Origin of the sequence: Methylobacillus sp. MM3, assembly GCF_001645185.1 — a bacterium.
In the GTDB taxonomy this organism is placed as follows: Bacteria; Pseudomonadota; Gammaproteobacteria; order Burkholderiales; family Methylophilaceae; genus MM2.
The window spans coordinates 12,251-27,802 of the sequence record NZ_LXTQ01000040.1 but is presented as its reverse complement, the minus strand read 5'-3'; the positions used below and the strand labels follow the sequence as shown (position 1 = coordinate 27,802).

The following is a 15,552-nucleotide window of genomic DNA, read 5'->3' as shown; positions in this document are numbered from 1 at the left end:
GAAGAGGTGTGCATAACCGAGGATGTCTTGCAATGATTTTTTGCTGAAACTCGGCTCTGCGCTTGGGCCCGGGCCGTCAGTCGGAAACAAAAACCTCAAGCGAAAAAATTTATTTGTACTTGCGGAATTGCCCGACCACCACACCGAAAATTTCGAGCCGGCCCTGCGGGCGTATCGTGGGATAGGCCTTGTTTGCGGGATAAAGAACAAACGCGTTTTTTTCGCGCCCCAGCGTTTTGAGGGTGAATTCGTTATCAACGATGGCAACCACCATGTCGCCGACATTTGCCATCTGGCGCTTTTCGACCACCACCACATCGTCCGGCATGATGCCGGCATCGATCATGGAATCGCCGCGCACGGTGATCAACACGGTTTGCGATGGGCGTTCGACCAGATAATCATCGATGGAAAGCGTATCGTGCCGATCGCCGGTGGCTGCCGAAGGCATGCCGGCTTGCACCACGCTCTCCGCGAGAATGCGCTCGAAGAAGCGTGCCCCGGGTTTGAGCCGCTTGTCTGGCGCAGATTCCAGATAGTTCTGCAGCTTGAGCCGAGCCACCAGCGCGGTCACGGCATTCTTGGACTTGAATCCAAGCAATGTCGCAATCATCGCAAACGACGGCAAGGTCTTGTGTTCGGCGTAGTAGTCCTGCAACGCAGCGAGATAATCGTGATCGTTTCCCATACGCGTCAAGATACTGTACGTTCGTACAATCGTCAACATTGCCGCCGATGGCAAAGTGCTGGTATGGTTCCTGAATGGAACATCCAACCCGCTTTGTATCAGCAGGTTTGGCCAGCCTTTTCACTGAAAATTGATCCAGACATCTTTTGATAATGAGCAACCCAACCGAAGAAAGTATCCCGCCCGCCTGGGCCAAAGCCGTCCCCGGGCTTGCCGACCAGCATCGCAAGATGGTGGAAACCCTCCAGGACGAGGCCGATGTCAGGCCTCGCCGCGGCTTGTGGTATGAAGCCTTGCGCAAGGTGCCGCCCGACCAGGTTCGTGTCGTGATCCTCGGCCAGGATCCTTACCATGGCGAAGACCGCGGCATTCAGCAGGCACACGGGCTGGCATTTTCCGTTCCCGACGGCGTGCGGCCGCCGCCCTCCTTGCGCAATATCCTCAAGGAAATGCAAAGCGACCTGGGCCGGCCTTCCAGCGTTTCCGGCGGCAACCTCACCTCATGGGCCGAGCAAGGCGTGCTGCTTCTGAATGCATCGCTGACAACGCGCGGTGGAAAAGCCGGCGTGCATGCAAAACAATGGCATCGCTTCACCCAGACGCTGATCGATTATCTCGGCCGCCGCCCCGATCCGCTGGTGTTTATCTTGTGGGGCAATCACGCGCACAAACACAAAAAAGACATCGCACCGCATCATATCGTCATTGCGTCGGCACATCCGTCGCCGCTGTCGGCGCATCAGGGATTCTTCGGCAGCAAACCTTTCAGCCACGCCAATGCGGCATTGAGCCGGCTGAACAAACCGACAGTGAACTGGTAAGCACCTGGCCAATAAAAAAGCGGGGGAAATATCCCCCGCTTTTTTCAGGTGCGACAGTTTAGCTTCTGCCGCTATGGCTGCTCATCCCGCCTTTACGGCCAGCTTCTGCAGCCTCTCTGGATGTGAATTCGTGAGCGGTGCCACGAGCATGCGCCGCCTTTCCGCCCTTGCTTCCCGCTTCGGCAGCTTGCTGGGGCGTAAATTCGTGTGCCGTACCTTTTTCGTGGGCCGCCCTGCCGCCCTTGCTGGCAATTTCGCGTTGCTTGTCTTCGTCCATTGCGGCAAAACCGCGGTTGCTGCTACCTTGAGTTTGAGCCATATCTTTCTCCTCTTTTCTTAAGACAGATAAAAAGCAAAGCCCTTTGGTGAAACCAATGGGCTAACTCCGCCACACAGGATGCAGAAGAGTATTTACAGATTAGCGCTCAAGGAGCTTCGGCAATATAAGACTCGACTGATTACCGTGTAGGAATGGCCGATTGAATTCCCGGTATCCGGGATCGCATCATTGCTGATACCATGCCGCCTTTTCGCTAGCACGAAGGGCAGTCATGAATAACATCGTCGTCGAACGTAATCCGCAAGCTTCCCGCCTCGAAACGCTGGGCGTTTCGAAGTGGCCGACGTGGTCGAAGGAGGTTTCGGTATTCCAATGGCATTTCCTCGAACAGGAAATTGCTTACATTCTTGAGGGCGAATGCGTCATCACCCCCACCGACGGCGCGCCGGTGACATTCGGCAAGGGCGATCTGGTCACGTTTCCCGCCGGCATGAAATGCACATGGGAAGTGAAACAGCCGTTGCACAAGCATTACCAGCTGGATGGCTCCAAGCTGGCGCAAATCGGCCGCCGACTGCGCGCCATGCTGCCGTTCTGAGCTCCTTCGGCCCGCCCCTCCTGCTTTACCGGGGACAGGGCCGCTTGCCCCGCCGCACCGGCATTGCAGGAAAATTTTGGAACCGTTTTCCGGTTTTCAAATCAATAACAATTATGTAGTGCATATTGCAAAATACCGTATGCTTGGAATATCTTGATGGAGAGAAAAGGCTTATAAGCAAGAGCAATGGCGAGAGACAGGAGGCAGACCATGCACACGCATTATGTTTTTGTCGACTACGAAAATACCCAGCCCGGTAACATTGGCCTGATCAGCGAACGTCAGCAGAACATTCAGATCAAGATTTACCTGGGCCGCCATCAGAACATGATTCCGCTCTCTCTGGCTCGTGCAATGCACGGCCTCGGCGAGCGCGCCGAATATATCCAGCTCGAAAGCAGCCGGCGCAATGCCATCGATTTCAACATCGCTTTCCAGTTGGGCGAACTCGCGATCCAGCATCCGGATTCGAAATTTTCCATTCTTTCCAATGACCCGGGCTTCGATGCAATTCTGGAAAGCTTGAAAACCAAGGGCATCGTCTGCGCCCGTTATCCGGATATCGAAACCCTGCTGGAGCACACCACCGAACCCCCGCCTTCCGATCCGGGTAAGTCCGGCCAGGATAAGGTGGTTGCAATGGACAAGAAACCGCCGCATGTCCAGGCAGTTCGCTGAACCCTAGCGGATAATGAGTTCGTCCTCTTCCAGGTCGCCGCTTTCGGCGGCCAGGAGAACTTTTAGATCCTGTCTCCCCTGTTCGGTCAGATCGATCAAGGCTTCGCGGTCGTGCCTCACCTTGAGCGCGCGTTCCATCAACTCCTGATCGTGCCGATCGAATTGGCGAACGATTCTGGCCGCGCCGCTGGCAGATACCTTTAACGCCACCAGCGCCTGGCGCGCAGCTTCCAATGCCGAATGGAAAGTCTCGCGTATCGGCTCGATCCCCAGTTCATGAAAGTCGAAAGCATCGGTCCGGCTGCGGGCGCGGGCGACAATGGGCACCTCAGGCCAACGCTCCTTCACCAGCCTGGCCGTTTCCAGGGCCGCATGCGGATCATCCAGCGCAATGACGAACAGGCTCGCCTTGGCGATTCCGGCTTGCTGCAGCAAATCCAGCCGCGACGCATCGCCGTAATAACAGCGCCAGCCAAAGCTGCGCATCAGCTCGACCTGATTGGGATCCTTGTCGATCAGCGTCGCCGGAATCCCATGGGCCAGCAGCACACGGCCGACGATCTGGCCGAAACGGCCGAAACCAGCGACGATCACCGGATTTTCTTCTTCAATCGCATCATCGTCGGGCGGCGCGGCTTGCAGCCCGGCAAAACGGTCGTACAGCACCAGCAACAGCGGTGTGGTGAGCATGGAAACCGCGACGACGGCATTCAGCACATTGTAGGTCTCGCGATCCAGCGACCCTTGCGACAGGCCGATACCAAAAATGACAAACGCGAATTCACCCACCTGCGACAACCCGACCGCGAACAGCAGCGCATCGCGCGACGCCAGGTGAAACAGGCGGCCCAGCCCATACAGGATGGCGGCCTTCACCAGCACCAGCAGCAAGGCAAGACCGAGGATCAGCACGGGTGCTTTGACGATGAGTGACATATCCACCGACATGCCCACCGCGATGAAAAACAGCCCAAGCAACAGGCCTTTGACCGGTTCGATGTCGAGGCGCAGCTCATAACGGTATTCGGAATCGGCCAGCAGCACGCCCGCGAGAAAAGTCCCCAGTGCCATGGAAAGCCCGACCGATTGCACCGCAATCGATACGCCAATCACCAGCAGCAGCGAAAAGGCGACGAAGATCTCGCGCATGCCCGTTTCGGCGATCACGCGCATCACCGGCCGCAAGACAGTGCGGCTGGCCAGGATTATCGCGACGACCACAGCAAGCGCCTTGACCACGGCCCACGGATCGACAGCGCCCGCACCGCCCGGAGCCAACAAGGCCAGCAGCATGAACAAGGGGACGACCGACAAATCCTGAAAGAGCAGCACCGCAAACGAAGCTTGACCGCCGGACGTGCGCAGCAGCTTTCTTTCTTCAAGCGAAGCCAAACCGATCGCTGTGGAGGACATCGCAATCCCGATGCCCGCCACCAGCGCCACCGGCCACGACAAGCCAGTCATCAGCGCGATGCCGGCGACCAGCGCAATAGTGCCGCCAACCTGCAAGCCGCCCAGCCCGAACAAGCGCTTGCGCAGTTCCCATACCTTATCCGGCTCCAGTTCCAGCCCAACCAGGAAAAGCAGCAGCACCACGCCAAACTCGGCGAAATGCAGTACCTGTTCTGCATCGCCGATCAACTTGAACGCATACGGCCCGATCAGGACGCCCGCCAGCAGATATCCCAGCACGGAGCCGAGGCCGAGGCGTTTGAACAAGGGCACGGCAAGCACAGCGGCAGAAAGATAAATTGCGGCTTCCACCAGAAAACCGGATGGATTCATGGTTGCTCCCATCTTTAGAATTGGAGCCATTCTGCCTGATTGCCCGCTCGCAGCGGTAGCGATGTCGATTCCGGTATCCGGCAATCCCCGTCAATGCCCTGTAGAATGGCGGGGTTAGTGCAGCGAATAAGGCAGTAAGCCCGGCATGCCGGGCCGATGAGCCGTCATTGACCTAGTGTGACTCTGCCGATATAGATTAGGCGCACTAACACCTATACATCCGGCCCAATGCGTAGACTTCCAGCCTCATCATCCGCTGCCAAGCGTCCATCCGCCCTGACGGAGACGCTCAACCTGCACGACTACCCCGCCACGTTTCCCGTAGCCCGCGCGCTTCGGCGGCGCATCCATTTTCGGCTGGGCCCGACCAATTCCGGCAAGACGCACGATGCCTTGATCGCGTTGCAGAATGCCGAGTCCGGGATTTACCTGGCGCCGCTGCGCTTGCTCGCGATGGAAATCCGCGACCGGCTGACGGATGCCGGCATTCCGTGCAATCTGGTAACCGGCGAAGAGCGGGTGCTGGTTCCCGGCGCGCGGCATACCGCCAGCACCGTGGAAATGATGCATCCCACGCGCGAAGTCGCGGTAGCAGTCATCGACGAAATCCAGATGCTGCAAGACGAATCGCGCGGCTATGCCTGGACGGCGGCGCTGGTCGGCGTGCCCGCGAGGGATGTCTATGTGTGCGGCTCGGAAGCCGTCACCCAACCCTGTGTCCGGGCCGTCGAAGCGATGCACGAACCTTATGAAATCGTGCGCCTGCAGCGCCTGACGCCACTCATTCTGGAAACCGAGGCCTTGAGCGGCAACCGCTACAGCCGCTGGAAATTGAAGAAACACCTGCAAAAAGGCGATGCGGTCATCGCCTTCACGCGCAAGGATGTACTCACGCTCAGCGCGCGATTTCGCCAATGGGGATTCGGCGTCGCGAGCATTTACGGCGCGCTGTCGCCCGAAGTACGCCGCACGGAAGCGCGGCGCTTCAATAGTGGCGAAGCGGATATCCTGGTCGCGACCGACGCTGTCGGCATGGGGCTCAACCTGCCGATCCGGCGCGTGGTGTTTTCCACCACGCATAAATTCGACGGCGTCGCGACACGCGATCTCAACGCCACCGAAGTCCGGCAAATCGCCGGGCGCGCCGGACGTTACGGCATCTACCCCACCGGCTATGTGAACGCGTTCGAAAACGATGAACTGCGGCATCTGGAGCACATGCTCACGACTTCAGACACCGCGGAAATAGACCGGCTGCCGATCACGCCGAATCTCTTTCACATGCAAGTACTTTCCGAAGTGCGGCATTGCGGCCGCATAGGCGAATTGCTGGCATACTTTACCGAGCGCGTCGGCATCGACAGCCCCGTTTTCGAAACGGCGGCGTTGAGCGTGCATGTCGAACAAGGGCATCTGATCGACATGCATGCCCCGAGCCTCCCGTTGGCACAGAAATACATTTTTTCATGCGCTCCGGTTTCACTCGACAAGGCGCATGAGCGCGATTACTTCCTCGCCTGCCTGAACAGCGTGGCGAACCAAAAGCCGAGGGCGTTGCCGGCCATGCCGGACTGGCTGGATTCGACGAGCCCCAAACATCTGGAAGATGCGGAAAACCTGAGCAAGGATTTGAGCCTGTACGCCTGGCTCTCTTTCAAGTTTCCCGAGATATTTGTTGAAGGCGACACGGTACCGATGCTGCGTGCCCGGATCAGCCGCTATATCGAGCAGGCGCTGCTGACCCAGGCGGGATTCGGAGATACGTCGAAAGAATTGTTGTACGGCTATCGCTAGGCCATTAGCGTCATCGGCACCAGGGCCATTTCGGCCAATTCCAGGCAGGCGATTTCCAGCCACCCCAGAATCAGTAGCTTGAGCCCCAGATGCATCTTCGGCGAATCTTCCTTGGGCTTGATGTCGAATGCGACGCAGATGCGCTCATCATCCGACTTGAATGGAATCGTGCGATGAAACAGCGAGGATGGGAACATCACAATATCGCCCACCTTGGGCAGGATGGAGCGTTCGGGAAAGTTATCGTGCTTGCGCGGATACGCATCGCCGTCGGTGCCGAACGCGAAGCTTCCCGCGACGCCGTCGGTCTCCTTGGGCATTTGCAGGTAAACCGCGCCGCTAATCCAGCCTTCTTCATGGATATGCGAAGTCAGATGACCGCCCTGGCGCATCTTCACATACCACGAGCTGCTGAATTGCACGTCCTGGGGGAACGACTTGATGAGTTCGCATTGCGAGCCGTTGAACTTCTGCCGGTACTTGGCAGCCTCGTTTCTGACCAGTTGCGCCAGCTTGCGGAATGACTCTTCCGGCCGCTTGAACAGGTTTCCCGCCGACTGGATGCCGTTATGCAGACGTCCCTGCTTGCGTTCGGCAATCTCGGCATGATTGATGTCATTCAGAATCTCCTGCAACAGCGCACTGTTTTCCTGGGCCAATTCCGGAATGCTGTTCTGGTAGACAAACTCCATGCCGTCGGGGCAAAAGTTGTACGGGTCGGATATGCCGAAATTAGTGGCGTAATGTGTGGAAAGCGTGGCGAGGAAAGGCGAGTTATTCTTGCCTTTCAGCATGTGCTGCAGCTGATCGCGGAATGCATCGAACTTTTCGGTCTTGTACAGGCAATACAGCGTACGTTCGCGCCAGTCATGCAACTGTGACTTCTCGAAAAACGGAATCGCTTCATCCAGTTTGCCGGCATCGAACAGGAATTGCGCCCAGTTGAAGTTGGCAAGCCCGTTTTCGGGATTGATCGTCAGCGCCGTACGGAAGCAGGCCACGGCCTCTTCCATCCGCCCTTGGTCGCGCAACGCTTCGCCCATGTTGTTATGGGCTTCGACGTAATCCGGCTTGAGCGCCAGCGCCTGCCGGTAACTGGCAATCGCCTCGTCCAGCTTGCCCTGGTCGCGCAGCGCGGTACCCAGATTGAAATGCCCGCGCGCATCGGCATGGATCGCCAGGGCGCGACGGTAACTCGCCACGGCCTCTTCCAGCTTGCCCTGCTTTTGCAGCACCGTGCCGAGATTGCCGTGTGCCTCGAAAAAATTGGGCTCGACCGCCAAAGCCTTGCCGAAACTGGCTGCCGCTTCCTCCAGCCTGCCGCGCTCCTGCAACGCGGTGCCGAGATTGAAGTGCACGACAGCGAGATTCGGCTTAAGCGCGGCAGCACGCTTGTAGCTGGTAATGGCATCGTCCAGCTTGCCGAGATTGCTCAGCACGACGCCCAGATTGAAATGCAGTTCGGCAAGACCGGGGTTCAGGGATAAGGCCTTGCGATACCAGACGGCCGCCTCTTCGAACTTGCGTTGCCCTTCGAGCGCAACGCCCAACACGTTATAGGCGATCAATGCGCCGGGATAGGATTTGATCAGCGACTTGGCGGTGATCTCCGCCTGTGGCAACTGCCCGGCATTGTAGAGATTGAGCAGGCCCTGGATTTCACCCTGGCTGGGCTCGCGCGCTTGTTGAAACCGATTTTTCATTTGCTATTCCTTGATACGCCACTGTACTTCCGGATAAAACAACAAAAAACTGATCCGTAGAATGACGGTTGGCCAATCCACATCTCATGTACTTTAACGATTTATCCGCGCATTGCCTAGCAGGCGCCGGCATGGAAAAAATTTTACATTTTTCTTGTAAAAACAACACTCCTGATAGTTTTTCTACTATGATGGCTCCGTTTTGCGCGGAATCATTTGCGCAGAACGCGCTCCAAAGTACAGCCAGGACACAATCCCGGCCAGTTGAAAACTTCCCAAAAGGAAAATGAATCATGAAAGCAGCAACCGTTCTACAGTCGTTGTACCAGTCTTTTGCCAAGCTCTTTGCAAGCAGCCACCTTCGCCCTTGGACCGAACCGCAAAATCAGGAAAACCCCAAGGTTGAATCGGCATCGCAGCGCCAGTATTTCGTTAGCCATATCGACGATTACTGCGATTGCGTTTAACGCTTGCGCGGCGATAAGCGGACGGTAATACGACCGTCCGCTTACTCAAATGTTTTTTCCGTAAGCGGCCCGTAAGTCAATTCGTCCATTCCCCAGAAGCCGCCCTTGGCATTCAGGTAATACTCTCCGCTGTCACCCGCTCGATACAGGGTAAAGGCATAAACCTTCTGGTTGTAGTACTTGCCCGGCTCGCTGTATATCTTTAGCAACGGTCGGCTTTCCTGGATATGTTTCCATTCATGCGCTTCAATCAACGCAAACGGCAATAGCATCTGGCTGTCGGCGCCAAGGTATTGCTGATACTTGCGGTTGAAACCCGCTTGCAATTCGTCGGGCGTCAGCTCCGCGAAGGCCGGCATAGCCAGCAACAGGGCAAGCACGGCAACAAGGCTTTTGTATCTTTCGTACATGCGCATATCTTTCCAATAATTCATGTTCGTATCCTATCCGTTCCATACGCATGGTCTCGCCTGCACCGAATGATTCATGGAAATCATGAGCGTGATTTCATGACTTTAGGCAGGGTTTCCATTGAATGCCGGGCGCACAATGAACTCCAACTTACAGACCGCTTACTCCATGAAGCGCTCTATAGTGGAAACAGCCCAGTAGGAATATTTTAGGAGGACTTCATCATGTGGACCAAACCTCAAGCAACTGAAATGCGTTTTGGCTTTGAAGTGACGATGTACGTTTGCAATCGCTAATTCGCAGCAATAAATGAAAACGGGGGCCTCGGCCCCCGTTTTCATTTACGGATTTCGCTGATTCGCGTTGTATTCGCCTCCAGATACTCCATCAGCGCATCAAAGCTCACCGGCCGGCTGAACAGATATCCCTGCCCCATATCGCACCCCCGCTGGCGCAGGAAATCGGCCTGTGCTTTGGTTTCTATCCCCTCGGCGACAACTCTCAGCTTCAGGCCATGCGCCATCTGGATGGTGGCCGTGGTAATTGCAACATCTTCGCTGTCTTCCGGAATATCGCGGATAAAGCTCTGGTCGATCTTGAGCTTGGCCACGGGAAAGCGTTTGAGATAGGTCATCGAAGAATAACCGGTACCGAAATCGTCTATGGATAGATAAATACCCTTGTCCTTCAGCCGGTACAGTCGCGCCACGGTCGCTTCGGCGTGCTCCATCAGCACGCTTTCGGTAATTTCCAGCATCAGCATCGAGGGATCGAGGCCGGTGTCCAGAAGAATAGACAAAATCGTGTCGATCAACGGCTCTTCGCGGAATTGCCGCCCTGACAGATTCACGCTGACCTGCACATTGTGTCCTTGGGCATGCCATGCGTGCGCATCGGTACAAGCCTGACGCAACACCCACTCCCCGATCGGCACGATCAATCCCGTAGTTTCAGCCAAAGGAATGAAGATATTCGGACCGATCATGCCTTTTGCCGGATGTTGCCAGCGCAGCAGTGCCTCAACGGCGACCACTTCTCCCGTTTCGAGCGCGACGATAGGCTGGTAATGCACTTCGAATTCACGGCGCTCGAGCGCCAGGCGCAGATCGCCCTCCAGCGCCAGGCGCAGCGAGCTTTTTTCATGCATTTCTTCGGAGAAGTACTGGAAAGTGTTTTTCCCCCGCTCTTTTGCGGAGTACATCGCCGCGTCCGCGTTGCGCAATAGCGTGGCCGTATCCGCGCCATCGTGCGGGAACATGCTGATGCCGATACTCGTGCTGACGTAAAGCGTATGGCCTTCAATATTGAGTGGCTGACTCAAGGTGCGGATAAACTTCTCGGCCACGATGACCGCATTTTCTCGATCAATATTCGGCAGGATCATCGCAAACTCATCGCCACCCACACGATATACGGTGTCGCCCTGGCGAATGCAAGTGGAGAGCTTTTCTGCCACGACTTTAAGCAGCACGTCGCCGACATGGTGTCCCAGCGTATCGTTCACTACCTTGAAGTCGTCCAGGTCGAGGAATAGCAAGGTCAATTTCTGATCTTGCTCCCGCGACTCGCCCAACCTCGCCTCAAAGCACTCATTGAACGCATGCCGATTCGGCAAATGCGTCACGGTATCGTAATAAGCCAGATATCCCACCCGCTCCTCTGCATGCCGCACGGCGCGCCGCATGCGCCGCAGCAACAGGGCAGCAGCCACAGTGATGGTCAATACCACCAGTACCGTCGTACCGACGTACCACAGCAGCTGGATATAAAGCTGTCGCATGTTGGCACGGATATAAAGCGCACCAACCGGGTTTCCTGCCACGTCGACATTACGCAGGTATTCGACATAGGTCAGGGTGGCACGCTGAGGCTGCGTCGGCCGGAGAGAGGCGAGCGAAGGATCGATGTCATGGCGGCGGTATTGGGCGAACATCTCGCCTTCCGGGGTATAAAGGATTGCAACGTCCACGCTGGGGGAAGCTTGAAGGGTGCCAAGAATTTCATCGGCAGCCGCTCTATCCTTGAACATCAACGCCGCACCGCTGTTATCGCCGATGATGCGCATTTGCACATCGAGCTCACCGAGCAAGGAAGAGCGCAGGATGACAAACTCGGCGGCAATCAATACGATACCCGCCAGCAATAATGCTGCAGCGGTAACAACGATATCGATTCTCCACAAACTGGATGATCCCGCTTTCGGTGTCAGCCACAGCAGCCCGGCGTGTATTTTCAATTGGCGTTCCCGTTCAATTGGCTATTCTGGCCAGCTTGAGCAGCTTTGAGCTCAGTATCAGCCGTGCGCGACGCGCATTGAGTAAATTGACGTCGAACGCGAGCCTGCCGTTTTCGATCGCCATGCTAATGACTGCCTCCTTGCGAATCGGATCCGGCACATCCGTCACCGTCAGCGTTCCGGTATCGCGCACGATTTCCAATATGCCCGGAATTGCCTCAGTACTCTTTGCTCCAAAAAATAACACATGGCATCCCCGCCCATCTTCTGGCATCTCGATCTGCCTGACCAGAATGCCCCGGTCGCGTATTTTTCGGGTCTGCAGGCCGGCAATCGAGGCCGCTTGCTCATCCTGGGCAAAGACGCAGAAAACCAGCGGAGCATCCTTCTCCTCCATTCTGTCCTGCGGCCAGGTAGTGAACAGCGCAAAATTGTACAAGTAAGCCGCTTTCAACTCATACTCGGAGACGGCTGCAGGGGACATGGCCCACGCCTCGAATCCCATTACGCAACCGAGAGCCAGCAAGATAACGCGCTTCAAATAAAAGCCGGCCTTCATGCGCTTCAAAATCTGTAATCCAGCTTGATCCGAAGCGTCCGGCCATCCTGCTTCAAAACATCCTGCAACTCAAATGCGCCGGTATCGGCGGGATCCTCATACTCTTTGTCGAACAGGTTATACGCGCTCAGCGATGCATCGAGGCCTTTCAACAGACTTCTGCGGTTCAGTGTCAGGTTGGCCAATGCATAACCGCCGACTTCACCGGCATTTGTACGTCGCTTGCCGGTGTATTGCAGCTCTGCCCCGGCCTGCCAGAAATGCGCGATAGGCAAGGCCAGTGCGAGCTTGCCCAAGATGCGCGGCGAATTGGTCAGCCACCGGTTATCGGCTTTATCCCGAGCGTCCTGGTAGCTGATATTGCCTTTGAGCTTTGCGCCGCCTTGCCAATATTTCTCGGCGCTGAGCTCGATGCCGGAGGTGTGTGCTTTCTCGCCATTGACGAACAATAGCCTGTCATCCGTATCGACAATCTGGGTGATCAGGTTTTTCACGTCATAGTGGAAGACGGAAAGCGTACCGTGCCAGGAAGCGCCGAAGCTTTTCTCCAGTACAAGCTCGTATGTCTTGATTCTTTCCGGATCCAATTCCGGATTGCCTTTGTAATCCGGCGTGTCCGCATCGCCATAGAACATTTCATAGGCATTCGGCGCTCGGTAAGCCGAACCGTAGATCAGCTTCAGTCCGTTGCCGGGCGAAGGATGGTAGATCAGCGCGACGCGAGGGTTGGTAGTGCCGCCGAAGGCGCTGTAATGATCGTAGCGCAGGCCTGCGTTAAGCAGGAGGTCATCCCGGATGGTGTATTCGTCCTGAACGAAAATCCCGTGCTTATGGGGTGCCTGGTCGCTTTTGAAATATTCCGTACGCGGCGTCAGATCGTAATTCCGCTGCATCTGGCGCAAATCTTTTTGATACTCGATGCCACCCAGCAGTTTGTGACCTGCAAAAGCCGTGCTCAACAAGCGTAGCTCTCCACCTGCTCGCCGGCCTTTGCTGCGGTCGATATTCAATGTGGTTGCATACGGATAGATGCCATCGTAATCGTATGCACCGTAATACAGATTACCGGACAGGTGCAGTTTGTCTGAAAGCGCGCTGTTATAACTGGCATTGGCAAAAGCATGGGTATCGACGGTTTCAAAACGTTCATCGCCGAAAACAGTACTATAGGGAGCGGAAGGGTTGCTTTTGGGACGCTTCATATAACCGCCTTCAAAAGCCCATTCCTGATAGGACACCTTGGCAAACAGCTTGGTATAGCGTTCGGTATCAAGATCGTGCGCTACCGCGCCATGCTCCGGCGAGAACCAGTCCCGCCCCTCGCTCTCGTAGTGAGTGATCCCCATGACGACCTCGGCACCGTTATCCAAACGATTGCCGTAGCGATATCCGCCCTTGTAACTGTTATGGCTGCCGGCCTCCGCCGTAATCGTGGATCCCAACATGGCGGACGCCGATTTGGTAATGACATTGATCACGCCGAAGAAGGCATTGTCACCATAGGCTGAGGCACCCGGACCGGGAATGAATTCCACGCGCTCGACCATGTCGATATCAACCAGAAACTCGTTGCCGATGTAAGCCTGGTTGAAAATGTTGTCGTTTACGCGATAGCCGTCCACCAAAAGCAGAACACGGGTGTTGTAATCGCCGGGGCGAGAAAAACCGCGTACGCCGATATAGCTCCAGCTATGATCGTCGCTGATATAAAGTCCCGGCATGCTGCGCAACACATCCGCCAGCGTTCGATATCCGTAAGTACGGATTTCGTCGGAGTCGACCACCACTGCCGCGGATGGCGCTTCGCTTATTTTTTGCGGATAACGGGATGCGCTCGACACCTCAAGGGTGACCAATTGCTCGAATGGAATATCAATCAGCTGCTCGGCTGTGAGCGCGGGCGACTCTGCGGCCTGCGCTGCTGGGAAGGATACCAATAACACACAAATGGCGAAGCTCTCGCATACGCGAGATTTTGCTTTTTGTGCGGCAATCGATATCTGGGTCATGCTAACCACGCTTTCAATGGTTCATGACCTCATGAAGTTGTACCTAACCTTCGGAATGATCAGTACCCGTTTTATTGTGTGTATCGGTAAGATCTATCAATCATCGACCTATGCATTGCACAAGTCATTTTTGGAGCGATGTTGCATATCCGGCGTTTATTCTAAATGCCGGAATTACCTTAATCAACCTGGTTGATTAATCCTGCCTGACTGCAGGGGATCAAGTGAATAGCGATGTATAAAGATGACTATTTTCCCTGCCACTCCTTGGGCAACAAAACCCATAGCCTACCCTGCTGTTTCATGCCGCCGGCCTGCCTTCCCGCGTCGAACCCCGCGCCCCAGAAAAAGTCCGCGCGCACGGCCCCCTTGATGGCGCCGCCGGTATCCTGAGCCACGACCAGCCTGCGCATGGGCTGACTACTATTAGGATAGGTCGTACTCAGGAATACCGGCGCTCCCAACGGGATATATCTGGGGTCGATCGCGATGCTGCGCTCCGCGGCAATGGGCACGCCCAAGGCACCGAGGGGCCCAGGCAAACCTCCAGGCAATTCCCGGAAAAAAACATAGCTGGGATTGGTATTGAGCAATTCGCGCAACTTGTCCGGGTTGCGGCGGCCCCAATCCTTGATGCCTTGCATCGAGGCCTTGTCGGGTGTCAACTCGCCCCGGTCGATCAGAACCCGCCCGATTGACTGGTATGGGTGGCCGTTCTGATCCGCGTAACCCACCGGCAGCCTTTCGCCATTCTCCAGATCGATAATGCCGGATCCTTGGATTTGCAAGAAAAACAGATCGACCACATCGTCCACCCAAAGCAATTCCTTGCCTATCAATGGCGACTCGATAATGTCGATCTCGCCGCGGCTGTAATAGGGCATGAGCTTGCTGCCGCCAATCTTGCCGCGCAGCCTGCGCCCGGCAAGCTCGGGATATACACTGCCCAGTTCGACGCTGACCAGGTCATCCGGCCTGGAATAAAGAGGATAGCGATAGCGTTCAGTGCGCGTTCGACTGCCTTTCAGTTCCGGTTGGTAATAGCCCGTGATCAGTCCGGTGTCGGTGTTGTCGGAATTGCTTGCCTGATATGGCTTGAAATACTCGATCAGGAATTTACGGATTGTCCGATTATCCGGCGTTCCCAGCTGGAAAGCCGCCGAGCAGGCATTCTGCCAGGCATCACGATTCTTGAGAGCTCCGCAGCTACGCAATAGCGCTGGCCAGGCAGCGACCAGATCATCCTCGTCGAAACCGTTGAGAGCCGACCATTCTGCGGGGCGCAACAAGCCATATTCCGGCGCCTTGGGTGGCTCGACCGGCTTGACGATGGCCGATGGCGGTACATAGCGCTCCGCATCTGGAACCTGCAGCGGAGGCAGGGTTTCCTGCGGCTCGCATTTGCATGGTTTCGCAGTGGCTACGCCGGGAAGCGGGGGCTGTTCGACAACAGGTTTGCTGGCTGGCGCCGCACAACCCAGGAGGACAAGCGGCAGTAGAACGAGAAATCGGAACACCATCGC

General features: G+C 56.1%; 15 protein-coding genes. 6 read left to right on the top strand and 9 right to left on the bottom strand.

The genetic code is table 11. The features are described 5' to 3' along the window. Nucleotides 1-109: 109 nt before the first annotated feature. On the bottom strand, nucleotides 110-688 hold the full coding sequence (locus A7976_RS10530; RefSeq protein ID WP_067111999.1) for a LexA family transcriptional regulator: 579 nt from the start codon (nucleotides 686-688) through the stop codon (nucleotides 110-112). 152 nt (nucleotides 689-840) lie between these two features. On the opposite strand from A7976_RS10530, the gene A7976_RS10525 reads away from it, so the two are divergent. Further along, complete coding sequence (locus tag A7976_RS10525) at nucleotides 841-1,509, top strand: uracil-DNA glycosylase (protein ID WP_067111273.1); 669 nt, start codon at nucleotides 841-843, stop codon at nucleotides 1,507-1,509. 58 nt (nucleotides 1,510-1,567) lie between these two features. On the opposite strand, the gene A7976_RS10520 is transcribed toward A7976_RS10525, so the two are convergent. Beyond that, nucleotides 1,568-1,828: a KGG domain-containing protein gene (locus tag A7976_RS10520; RefSeq protein WP_067111270.1), complete on the bottom strand. Its 261-nt coding sequence runs from the start codon at nucleotides 1,826-1,828 to the stop codon at nucleotides 1,568-1,570. A 232-nt stretch (nucleotides 1,829-2,060) separates the two neighbouring features. Here A7976_RS10520 and A7976_RS10515 point away from each other — a divergent pair, with 232 nt between their 5' ends. Continuing rightward, entirely contained in the window at nucleotides 2,061-2,387 is a 327-nt protein-coding gene (locus A7976_RS10515) for a cupin domain-containing protein (RefSeq protein WP_067111266.1), read from the top strand. 210 nt (nucleotides 2,388-2,597) lie between these two features. Next, complete coding sequence (locus A7976_RS10510) at nucleotides 2,598-3,065, top strand: PIN domain-containing protein (RefSeq protein ID WP_067111264.1); 468 nt, start codon at nucleotides 2,598-2,600, stop codon at nucleotides 3,063-3,065. Between the two features lie 3 nt (nucleotides 3,066-3,068). On the opposite strand, the gene A7976_RS10505 is transcribed toward A7976_RS10510, so the two are convergent. After that, nucleotides 3,069-4,850: a monovalent cation:proton antiporter-2 (CPA2) family protein gene (locus tag A7976_RS10505; protein ID WP_067111260.1), complete on the bottom strand. Its 1,782-nt coding sequence runs from the start codon at nucleotides 4,848-4,850 to the stop codon at nucleotides 3,069-3,071. 228 nt (nucleotides 4,851-5,078) lie between these two features. Here A7976_RS10505 and A7976_RS10500 point away from each other — a divergent pair, with 228 nt between their 5' ends. Continuing rightward, nucleotides 5,079-6,644, top strand: a complete 1,566-nt coding sequence (locus A7976_RS10500) for a helicase-related protein (protein ID WP_082878093.1) — start codon at nucleotides 5,079-5,081, stop codon at nucleotides 6,642-6,644. Here A7976_RS10500 and A7976_RS10495 read toward each other — a convergent pair. Further along, nucleotides 6,641-8,347: a tetratricopeptide repeat protein gene (locus A7976_RS10495; RefSeq protein ID WP_067111257.1), complete on the bottom strand. Its 1,707-nt coding sequence runs from the start codon at nucleotides 8,345-8,347 to the stop codon at nucleotides 6,641-6,643. The two genes, A7976_RS10500 and A7976_RS10495, sit on opposite strands and share 4 nt — an antisense overlap. A gap of 293 nt (nucleotides 8,348-8,640) precedes the next feature. Here A7976_RS10495 and A7976_RS15190 point away from each other — a divergent pair, with 293 nt between their 5' ends. Beyond that, nucleotides 8,641-8,814, top strand: a complete 174-nt coding sequence (locus A7976_RS15190) for a hypothetical protein (RefSeq protein WP_165601736.1) — start codon at nucleotides 8,641-8,643, stop codon at nucleotides 8,812-8,814. A gap of 41 nt (nucleotides 8,815-8,855) precedes the next feature. Here the strand turns inward: A7976_RS15190 and A7976_RS10490 are convergent, their stop codons facing one another. Further along, a complete protein-coding gene (locus A7976_RS10490; protein WP_240483855.1) occupies nucleotides 8,856-9,248 on the bottom strand; it encodes a hypothetical protein in 393 nt (130 codons plus the stop codon). 201 nt (nucleotides 9,249-9,449) lie between these two features. Between A7976_RS10490 and pqqA the strand changes: the two genes are divergently transcribed. Beyond that, nucleotides 9,450-9,521, top strand: coding sequence for a pyrroloquinoline quinone precursor peptide PqqA (pqqA, locus tag A7976_RS15435; protein ID WP_082878026.1), 72 nt, complete (start codon nucleotides 9,450-9,452; stop codon nucleotides 9,519-9,521). A gap of 41 nt (nucleotides 9,522-9,562) precedes the next feature. On the opposite strand, the gene A7976_RS10480 is transcribed toward pqqA, so the two are convergent. From A7976_RS10480 to A7976_RS10465, 4 genes are all read right to left on the bottom strand, one after another. Further along, a complete protein-coding gene (locus tag A7976_RS10480; protein WP_082878092.1) occupies nucleotides 9,563-11,461 on the bottom strand; it encodes a bifunctional diguanylate cyclase/phosphodiesterase in 1,899 nt (632 codons plus the stop codon). Between the two features lie 13 nt (nucleotides 11,462-11,474). Further along, nucleotides 11,475-11,945, bottom strand: coding sequence for a YfiR family protein (locus A7976_RS10475; RefSeq protein ID WP_165601735.1), 471 nt, complete (start codon nucleotides 11,943-11,945; stop codon nucleotides 11,475-11,477). An 80-nt stretch (nucleotides 11,946-12,025) separates the two neighbouring features. Then, nucleotides 12,026-14,029 (bottom strand): TonB-dependent siderophore receptor, encoded by a 2,004-nt coding sequence (locus A7976_RS10470; protein ID WP_067111247.1) that lies wholly within the window; start codon nucleotides 14,027-14,029, stop codon nucleotides 12,026-12,028. A gap of 248 nt (nucleotides 14,030-14,277) precedes the next feature. Then, on the bottom strand, nucleotides 14,278-15,549 hold the full coding sequence (locus A7976_RS10465) for a murein transglycosylase A (protein WP_067111244.1): 1,272 nt from the start codon (nucleotides 15,547-15,549) through the stop codon (nucleotides 14,278-14,280). Nucleotides 15,550-15,552: the final 3 nt, after the last annotated feature.